10 protein-coding genes are annotated in these 8,972 nt (G+C 72.2%); 5 read left to right on the top strand and 5 right to left on the bottom strand.

Annotated features, from left to right (window positions below):
• Positions 1-118: 118 nt before the first annotated feature.
• Positions 119-589 (bottom strand): GNAT family N-acetyltransferase, encoded by a 471-nt coding sequence (locus PV343_RS31955; RefSeq protein WP_319150528.1) that lies wholly within the window; start codon positions 587-589, stop codon positions 119-121.
• Between the two features lie 42 nt (positions 590-631).
• Positions 632-1,405 carry an IclR family transcriptional regulator gene (locus tag PV343_RS31950; RefSeq protein ID WP_319150527.1) on the bottom strand — a complete coding sequence of 258 codons (774 nt, stop codon included), beginning with the start codon at positions 1,403-1,405 and terminating at the stop codon, positions 632-634.
• A gap of 139 nt (positions 1,406-1,544) precedes the next feature.
• On the opposite strand from PV343_RS31950, the gene PV343_RS31945 reads away from it, so the two are divergent.
• From PV343_RS31945 to PV343_RS31925, 5 genes are all read left to right on the top strand, one after another.
• Positions 1,545-3,074 carry an aldehyde dehydrogenase (NADP(+)) gene (locus PV343_RS31945; RefSeq protein ID WP_319150526.1) on the top strand — a complete coding sequence of 510 codons (1,530 nt, stop codon included), beginning with the start codon at positions 1,545-1,547 and terminating at the stop codon, positions 3,072-3,074.
• Between the two features lie 84 nt (positions 3,075-3,158).
• The gene (locus PV343_RS31940; RefSeq protein ID WP_319150525.1) at positions 3,159-3,767 is read left to right on the top strand and encodes a DUF1349 domain-containing protein; all 609 of its coding nucleotides are present in this window, start codon (positions 3,159-3,161) and stop codon (positions 3,765-3,767) included.
• 53 nt (positions 3,768-3,820) lie between these two features.
• Complete coding sequence (locus PV343_RS31935) at positions 3,821-4,324, top strand: GNAT family N-acetyltransferase (RefSeq protein WP_319150524.1); 504 nt, start codon at positions 3,821-3,823, stop codon at positions 4,322-4,324.
• 75 nt (positions 4,325-4,399) lie between these two features.
• Positions 4,400-5,125: a DsbA family oxidoreductase gene (locus PV343_RS31930; RefSeq protein WP_319150523.1), complete on the top strand. Its 726-nt coding sequence runs from the start codon at positions 4,400-4,402 to the stop codon at positions 5,123-5,125.
• Between the two features lie 97 nt (positions 5,126-5,222).
• Complete coding sequence (locus PV343_RS31925; protein WP_415923531.1) at positions 5,223-6,305, top strand: aminotransferase class V-fold PLP-dependent enzyme; 1,083 nt, start codon at positions 5,223-5,225, stop codon at positions 6,303-6,305.
• 61 nt (positions 6,306-6,366) lie between these two features.
• On the opposite strand, the gene thpD is transcribed toward PV343_RS31925, so the two are convergent.
• Genes thpD through ectB form a run of 3 tightly spaced genes read right to left on the bottom strand, consistent with a single transcriptional unit; the run spans position 6,367 to position 8,965 of the window.
• Positions 6,367-7,254 (bottom strand): ectoine hydroxylase, encoded by an 888-nt coding sequence (thpD, locus tag PV343_RS31920; RefSeq protein ID WP_319150521.1) that lies wholly within the window; start codon positions 7,252-7,254, stop codon positions 6,367-6,369.
• Positions 7,255-7,259: 5 nt separating this feature from the next.
• Positions 7,260-7,664, bottom strand: a complete 405-nt coding sequence (locus tag PV343_RS31915) for an ectoine synthase (RefSeq protein ID WP_319150520.1) — start codon at positions 7,662-7,664, stop codon at positions 7,260-7,262.
• A gap of 29 nt (positions 7,665-7,693) precedes the next feature.
• Positions 7,694-8,965, bottom strand: coding sequence for a diaminobutyrate--2-oxoglutarate transaminase (ectB, locus tag PV343_RS31910; protein WP_020939240.1), 1,272 nt, complete (start codon positions 8,963-8,965; stop codon positions 7,694-7,696).
• Positions 8,966-8,972 lie beyond the last annotated feature (7 nt).

The following is an 8,972-nucleotide window of genomic DNA, read 5'->3' as shown; positions in this document are numbered from 1 at the left end:
GGCCGGCCGCCCCGGGCCGCCGCGGTGGCGGGGGTCATGCCGCAACCGTCCCGCGCGGGCGGGCGGCGCGCGTCCCGCGCGGCGACGATCCGTCTCCGCCGCACGGGGGAGAGGCGCCTCAGCCCTCCAGCCGCAGGACCACTTCGTCGATCTCCGCGCCGCGCCCGTTGGCGTACCCGCGGGCCCGCGCGCTCTCCCGGAAGCCGCACTTCTCCAGCACCCGCAGCGAGCCCGCGTTGTCGGCTGCGGCCCGGGCGTAAAGCGGGCGTTCGGGGACCTCCACGAGCAGGGCCCGCAGGGCCGCCGTCGCCACGCCGCGCCCCCAGTAGGACCGGTCGATCCAGTACGTCACCTCGCGCTCGCCCGGCTCTCCGTAGACGCCCGCGCTGCCGACCACGACGCCGTCGGCGAGGACGGTGCGCAGCAGGAAGGAGCTGTCCCGGACGCGCTTCCAGCGGACGTCGAAGGCGTTGCGGTCGGCGGGGTCCTGCGGGCCGAAGGCGGCCATCCGCAGGGCCTCGGGGTCGTTCATCTGCCGGAAGAAGACCGGCATATCACTGTCCTCCACGGCACGCAGCGCGATCTCCATGGGGGAGAGCCTACGCGCCGGTCCGGGCCCGCACCGGGCTGCCTAGAGCCGCCGTGTCGCGAGGGTCAGCCGGTCCCTGGCGTCGAACAGCGCGTCCTTGATCATCTGTTCGTGGGCGGGCGTCAGCCGGGCCACCGGGACCGAGCAGCTGATGGCGTCACGGGCCGGGGTGCGGTACGGGATCGCCACCCCGAAGCAGCGCAGCCCCAGCGTGTTCTCCTCGCGGTCGACGGCGAAGCCCTGCTCGCGGACCTGGTGCAGCTCCTCGATCAGCTGCTCGCGGTCGGTGATCGTGTGCTCGGTGAGCGCGGGCAGCGTCTGGGGCAGCAGCTTGCGGACCTGCTCGTCGGTGTGCGTGGCGAGCAGCGCCTTGCCCAGCGAGGTGGAGTGGGCGGGCAGCCGCCGCCCGACCCGGGTGAAGGGCCGCAGGTAGTGCTGCGACTGGCGGGTGGCCAGGTAGACCACGTTCGTGCCGTCGAGGCGCGCGAGGTGGATGGTCTCCGTGGTGTCGTCGGAGAGCCGGTCGAGCGTCGGCCGGGCCGCCGCGACCACCTCGTCGCCGTCGATGTACGACGTGCCCACCAGCAGCGCCCGCACCCCGATGCCGTACCGCGTCCCCGTGGCGTCCGTCTCCACCCAGCCCAGCTCCACGAGCGTGCGCAGGAGCATGTAGAGGCTGGACTTCGGGTAGCCCACGGCCTCCTGGACGGCCGCGAGCGAGTGCATGCCGGGCTTGCCGGCGAAGTACTCGAGCAATTCAACGGTCCGTACCGCGGACTTGACCTGCGCCCCGCCGCCTGTCTCGGCTGCCGACATCGCCCCTGACCCCTTCGTTCGACGAGGACCTAGATATATAGTCTCCGAGCAGCGAATTCATCATCAGAGACAGTGTTCAGTATATCGAACGCGGCTGATGTTGACCCAGGAAATGCGGCCTTACTTGGAGGGACCCGCGGTGGCAGCAGCACCAGTCTGGAGTGTCGACCCGCGCACCGGGAAGCAGCGCGAGCAGGTTGCGGTGGAGGCCACAGCCCAGGAGGTGGACGCGGCCGTCCGGGCGGCGCACGCCGCCCGCGGGGCCCTCGCCGACCGCGCCGTCCGCTCCGCCTTCCTCCGCTCGGCCGCCGCCGGTCTGGACGCGGCCAAGGACGGCCTGGTGGAGACCGCCGACGCCGAGACCGCCCTCGGGCCGGTCCGGCTGACCGGCGAACTCGCCCGGACCACCTACCAGTTGCGGGCTTTCGCGGACATGGTCGACGAGGGCGCCTTCCTGGACGTCATCATCGACCACCCCGACGACACCGCCACCCCGCCCGTCCCCGACCTGCGCCGCTACAAGGTGCCGCTCGGCGTGGTGGCCGTCTACTCCGCCTCCAACTTCCCCTTCGCCTTCTCCGTAGCCGGCGGGGACACCGCGAGCGCGCTGGCCGCGGGCTGCCCGGTCGTCGTCAAGTCCCACCCCGACCACCCGGCCCTGTCCGAGCTGGTCGCCGTGGTGCTGCGCCGGGCCGCCGCCGAGCACGGCGTCCCCGAGGGCGTCGTCGGCCTGGTGCACGGCTTCGAGGCGGGCGTCGAACTGATCCGGCACCCGCTGGTGGCCGCCGCCGGCTTCACCGGTTCCGTGCGCGGCGGACGCGCCCTGTTCGACGCGGCCGCGGCGCGGCCGGTGCCGATCCCGTTCCACGGCGAGCTGGGCTCGCTGAACCCGGTCGTGGTCACCGAGGCGGCGGCCGCCGAGCGCGCGGAGGCGATCGGGTCCGGGCTGGCCGGGTCCATGACCCTGGGCGTCGGCCAGTTCTGCGTCAAGCCGGGCCTGGTGCTGGTGCCGTCCGGCGCGGCGGGCGACGGACTCGTCAAGGCGCTCGCGGACGCCGTCGGCGCCACCGGCGCGGGCGTCCTCCTCGACCACCGCATGCGGGACAACTTCGTCGCGGGCGTCGCCGAGCGGGCCGGGCTGCCCGGGGTGGAGGCGCCGGTCACGCCGGGCGCGGGCGGCGAGCACACGGTCAGCGCCGGGTTCCTCACCGTGCCGGCGAGCCGGCTGGCCGGGGAGGGCCCGCACGACCTGCTGCTCGAGGAGTGCTTCGGGCCGGTCACCGTGGTCGCGCGGTACGAGGACGAGGGCGAGGCGGCGGCGGTCCTGTCACGGCTGCCGGGCAACCTGACGGCGACGGTCCACCTCTCCGGTGCGGAGGCCGCGGGCGAGGGCCGGGGCGCGGAGATCCTCGCCGAGCTGACCCCGCTGGCCGGGCGGGTGCTGGTGAACGGTTGGCCGACCGGAGTGGCCGTGGCACCGGCGCAGCACCACGGCGGGCCGTACCCCGCCACGACCTCCACGTCCACCTCCGTGGGCGGGACGGCCATCGAACGGTGGCTGCGACCGGTCGTCTACCAGAACGCGCCCGAGGCCCTGCTGCCGAAGGAGCTGCGCGACGACAACCCGCTGGGGCTCCCGCGGCGCTTCAACAAGGTCCTGGAGCGCTAGGTCGGGTCCGCACAGTCCCGTCGTGGGGCAGGCGGGACTGTGCGGACACGGCCCAGCCCCGGCCCGCTCTGCGAGAATCCGCCGATGGACACCGAGCTTCCCGAACTCCCCTTCCCGCTGCGGACCTACGGCCCCGACGGCCACTGGTCCCACGAGGACGGCGTGCTGACCGGATGGGCCGGGCCCCGGCAGGACCGGTTCGTCACGCCGACCGGTGAGGCTCTGGACCCCGCCGCCGACGCGCCCCGGCTGCTCGGGGCGCCCGAGGGCGACTTCCAGCTCATCGCCCGCGTCACCGTCGGGTTCAACGCGTCCTTCGACGCCGGGGTGCTCCACGTCCACGTCGGCGAACGCGCCTGGGCCAAGCTCTGCCTGGAGTACTCCCCGGACGTGCCCACCGTCTGCACGGTGGTCACCCGGGGGCACTCCGACGACGCGAACTCCTTCACCGTGCACGGGAGTTCGGTGTGGCTGCGGGTCAGCCGCACCGGACGGGCCTTCGCCTTCCACGCCTCACGGGACGGCGAACGCTGGACCTTCGTCCGGCTGTTCACGCTGGGCGGGGAGAAGGAGACCGGAGCGGCGCTCGTCGGCTTCATGGCCCAGTCGCCGCTGGGCGAGGGCTGCGTGGTCACCTGGGACCACATCGAGTTCCGGCCCGTCTGGCCGAGCGACCTGAGGGACGGGAGCTGAGGCGACCGGGCCGGACCGGAACCGGAACCGGGCACCCCCGCGTCCTTGGTCTCATGATCAGTGACCGCCTGAACGACGCTCTGGTGATCCGCACCGCCGTGCCCGCTGAAGCCGGGGTCATCGCCGATCTGCACTTCAGGGCCCGCTCGACGTACTACCCGGACGGCGTCCCCCAGGCCGACGTCGACTGGACCGAGGCCTGGCGCGGCTCCATCGAGCGCCCGGACGGCCATGTGCTGTGCGCGGTGGAGCGGGGCCGGATCGTGGGCATCGCCTCCTTCCGCACCCCGGACGGCGCGACCGCGGACACGGTGAAGCTGTTCCAGTTCCATGTCGACCCCGGCCACTGGCGGGCCGGCATCGGCACCGCCCTGCACGCGGCCTGCGTGGAGGAGTGGCGGGCCGACGGCAGACGGACGGCCGTGCTCGACGTGCACGTCGACAACCGGCGCGCCCAGGCCTTCTACGCCCGCCAGGGCTGGATCCCCGACCCGGACAACCCGCGCGCCGAGGACGACCACCACCTCGACCTGTACTACCGGGTGCCCGGGGAATGAACCCGGCTGTTTGAACGTTCACGCACTGGGCGGAGAGGGTCTTCGTCCGGTACGACCTGGAGAAGAGCCGAGAGCATGCGCGTCGAGATCTGGACGGACATCGCCTGCCCCTGGTGCTATGTCGGGAAAGCCCGTTTCGACAAGGCGCTCGCCGCCTTCCCGCACCGCGACCAGGTCGAGGTGGTGCACCGCTCCTTCGAGCTGGACCCCGGCCGCGCCAAGGGCGACGTCCAGCCGGTCCTCACCATGCTCACCCGCAAGTACGGCATGAGCGAGGCGCAGGCCCAGGCCGGCGAGGACAACCTCGGGGCCCAGGCGGCCGCCGAGGGGCTGGACTACCGCACCCGGGGCCGCGACCACGGCAACACCTTCGACATGCACCGCCTGCTGCACCTCGCCAAGGAGCACGGCAGGCAGGACCAGCTCATCCAGGGCTTCTACCGGGCCAACTTCGCCGAGGAGCGGTCCGTCTTCACCGAGGGCGACGAGCGCCTGGTGGAGCTGGCCGTCGAGGCCGGCCTGGACGCCGACGCCGTCCGCGCGGTGCTCGCCGACCCCGACGCCTACGCCGACGAGGTCCGCGCCGACGAGCGCGAGGCCGCCCGGCTCGGCGCGAACGGCGTCCCCTTCTTCGTCCTCGACCGCGCCTACGGCGTCTCCGGCGCGCAGCCGGCCGAGGTCTTCACCCAGGCGCTGACCCAGGCGTGGGGCGAGCGCTCCCCGCTCAAGCTGGTCCGGCAGAGCGGCGCCGAGGACGGCACGGCCTGCGGCCCGGACGGGTGTGCGGTGCCGCAGCACTGAGAAACCGCAGGTCGGCGCGGATGTATAAGGGTTCCTGAGACGTTCCGCGTAAAAATTCGCAATGGACGGGCAGTTCGCGGAGCCGCACAGTGGTCCCATGGAGACCACGGAGACCACGGAGACGTTCGAGAGCCTCGTCCGCGCCGAGTTCGCCCCCGCCGGCACCTATCTCAACACCGCGAGCAACGGCCTGCTGCCGGCCCGCACCGTCGCCGCCCTGCACGAGGCGGCGCTGCTGCGGGCCGCGGGCCGGCCGCTGGCCCCGCTGTTCGAGGACGTGGAGGCCTGCCGGGCCGCGTACGCCCGGCTCGCCGGGGTCCCGGCCGACCGGGTCGCGGCGGGCGCCTCGGTCGCCGCGCACACCGGGGTGATCGCCGCCTCGCTGCCCGCAGGCGCCGAAGTGCTGACCGCCGAGGCCGACTTCACCTCCGTGCTGAACCCGTTCCACGTCCGCGGCGACCTGAAGGTGCGCGCGGTCCCGCTGGAGCGCCTCGCCGAGTCCGTCCGTCCGGGCACCGCCCTGGTCGCGGTCAGCGCCGCCCAGTCCGCCGACGGACGCGTCGCCGACCTGGCCGCGCTGCGCGAGGCCGCCCGGGAGCACGGCGCCCGCACCTACGTCGACTACTCCCAGGCCGCCGGCTGGCTGCCCATGGACGCCGGCGCCCACGACTTCACCGCCACCGTCTCCTTCAAGTGGCTGCTCGGTCCGCACGGAGCGGCCTTCCTCACCGTGCCCGAGGACTTCGGCGGGCTGACCCCGGTGCTCGCCGGCTGGGTCGCGGGCGAGGCGCCGTGGGACAGCTGCTACGGGCCGGTCACCGAACTCGCCCGCTCCGCCAGGCGGTTCGACCTCACGCCCGCCCTGTTCAGCTACGCCGGGCTGCGCCGTTCTCTCGAACTGATCGAGGAACTGGGGGTGTTCGCCGTCCACGCGCACGCCGTGGCCCTGGCCGACCGGTTCCGGGCCGGGCTCGCGGACCTCGGGCACGAGCCGGTGCCCGCCCCCGGCTCGGCGATCGTCTCGGTGCCGGGACTCGGCTCCCGCCAGCCGGACCTGAGCAGGGCGGGCCTCGAGCTCTCCGACCGTGCGGGCTTCCTGCGCGCGGCCTTCCACCTGTACAACACGGCCGCCGACGTGGACCGTCTGCTGGCGGCCCTGTCCCACCGACGGTCCCGCTGACACGACCGGGCCGGGGCCTCCCGTCCCACACGAGGAGGCCCCGGCCCGGTCGTGCCGGCGATCACCGCACGGGGGTGAAGTCCCTCGCCCCGATGAACTCCGGCCGCCGCACCGGCGCGGCGAACGGCTCCACGGCCGCGTTGTCCACGCTGTTGAACACGATGAACACGTTGCTGCGCGGGAACGGCGTGATGTTGTCGCCGGAGCCGTGCATGCAGTTGCAGTCGAACCAGGTCGCCGAGCCGGCCTTGCCCGTGAAGAGCCGGATGCCGTACTCGCCGGCCATCTTCGTCAGCGCCTCGTCGGACGGCGTGCCCGCGTCCTGCATCTGCAGCGACTTCTTGTAGTTGTCCGTCGGCGTCTCACCGGCGCAGCCGAGGAACGTGCGGTGCGAGCCCGGCATGATCATCAGGCCGCCGTTGGTGTCGTGGTTCTCGGTCAGGGCGATCGAGACGGACACCGTGCGCATGTTCGGCAGGCCGTCCTCGGCGTGCCAGGTCTCGAAGTCCGAGTGCCAGTAGAAGCCGCTGGCGCCGAACCCCGGCTTGACGTTGATCCGGGACTGGTGGACGTAGACGTCCGAGCCGAGGATCTGCCGGGCGCGGCCGACCACCCGCTCGTCGCGCACCAGCTTCGCGAACACCTCGCTGATCCGGTGCACTTCGAAGACCGAGCGGATCTCCTGCGACTTCGGCTCGACGATCGAGCGCTCGTCGGCCCGGATCGCCGGGTCGGCGACCAGCCGCTCCAGCTCCTGCCGGTAGACCTCGACCTCGCCGGGGGTGATCAGCTGGTCGATGGCCAGGAAGCCGTCACGCTCGTACGCCTGCAGGTCGGCCGTCGCGATCGGGCCGGGCGTGTCCGGGGAGCCCCAGACGACCGGGTCCTGGCGCGGGACGGCCACCTCGCCGGCGCCGCGGCTGGGGTAGAGATCGGTGACGGTGGTCATGGGTGTCACACCTCCTCGGGCTCGGTGAGCAGCGGGTAGACGCCGTTCTCGTCGTGGTCCTCCCGTCCGGTCACGGGCGGGTTGAACACGCAGATGCAGTGGAAGTCCTCCTTGACCCGCAGCGTGTGCCGCTCGTGTCCGTTGAGGAGGTACATGGTGCCGGGCGTGATGGTGTAGCTCCGACCGGTCTCGCGGTCGGTCAGCTCGGCCTCGCCCCGGGTGCAGACGACGGCCTCGATGTGGTTGGCGTACCACATGTCCGTCGTGGTGCCGGCGTACAGGATGGTCTCGTGCACGGAGAAGCCGACCCGCTCCTTGGCGAGGACGATCCGCTTGCTCTCCCAGGTGCCGGACTTCGACTTGATGTGCCGGTCGGTGCCTTCGATGTCCTTGAACGATCGGACGATCACGGTGCTGTGCTTCCTCCTCGGTGGGGGTGTCAGACGGTCTCGCGGACGGCGCGGGCGAGGATGCTCAGGCCCTCGTCCAGCTCGTCGGCGGTGATGGTGAGAGCGGGGAGCAGTTTGACGACCTCGCTCTCGGGCCCTGAGGTCTCGATGAGCAGCCCGAGCTCGAAGGCGCGCTTCGCGACCCGCGAGGCCCGCTCCTTCTCGTGGAACTCAAGGCCCCACACCAGGCCGCGGCCGCGGTACTCGCGCACGTCGGCCAGGTTCTCCTCGGTGATGGCGATCAGGGACTGCTCGACCTGCTCGCCCCGGGTACGGGTCTGCTTCTCCATCGCGGAGCCGTCGGTCCAGTAGGTCTCCAGGGCCGCGGTGGCGGTGACGAAGGCGGGGTTGTTGCCCCGGAAGGTGCCGTTGTGCTCGCCCGGCTCCCAGACGTCGAGTTCGGGCTTGAACAGGCACAGCGACATCGGCAGTCCGTAGCCGCTGATGGACTTGGAGACGGTGACGATGTCGGGCGTGACGCCGGCCTCCTCGAAGGAGAAGAAGGCGCCGGTGCGGCCGCAGCCCATCTGGATGTCGTCGACTATCAGCAGCATGTCCTGCCGCTCGCACAGGTCGGCGAGCGCGCGCAGCCACTCGGGGCGCGCGACGTTGATGCCGCCCTCGCCCTGCACGGTCTCCACGATCACGGCGGCGGGCTTGTTGAGCCCGGAGCCCTGGTCCTCCAGCAGCCGCTCGAACCACAGGAAGTCCGGGACCTGGCCGTCGAAGTAGTTGTCGAACGGCATGGGCGTGCCGTGCACCAGCGGGATGCCGGCGCCGGCCCGCTTGAAGGCGTTGCCGGTGACCGCGAGGGAGCCGAGCGACATGCCGTGGAAGGCGTTGGTGAAGGAGACGATCGCCTCCCGGCCCTTCACCTTCCGGGCGAGCTTCAGCGCGGACTCCACCGCGTTGGTGCCGGTGGGGCCCGGGAACATGACCTTGTACGGCAGGTCGCGCGGGCGCAGCACCAGGTCCTGGAAGGTCTGCAGGAACGACCGTTTGGCCGTGGTGGACATGTCCAGGCCGTGCGTGACGCCGTCCCGCAGCAGGTAGTCGATCAGCGCCCGTTTGAGCACGGGGTTGTTGTGGCCGTAGTTGAGTGAGCCGGCCCCGGCGAAGAAGTCGAGGTAGGCATGGCCGTCCTCGTCGTACATCCGGCTGCCCTGCGCACGGTCGAACACGGTGGGCCAGCCGCGGCAGTAGCTGCGGACCTCGGACTCCAGGGTCTCGAAGACACTCAGGTCGGGCTGGGTGATGGTCACGTGAGAT

The organism is Streptomyces sp. WI03-4A (assembly GCF_033792105.1).
In the GTDB taxonomy this organism is placed as follows: domain Bacteria; phylum Actinomycetota; class Actinomycetes; order Streptomycetales; family Streptomycetaceae; genus Streptomyces; species Streptomyces collinus_A.
This window is presented reverse-complemented; position numbering and strand designations above follow the sequence as displayed.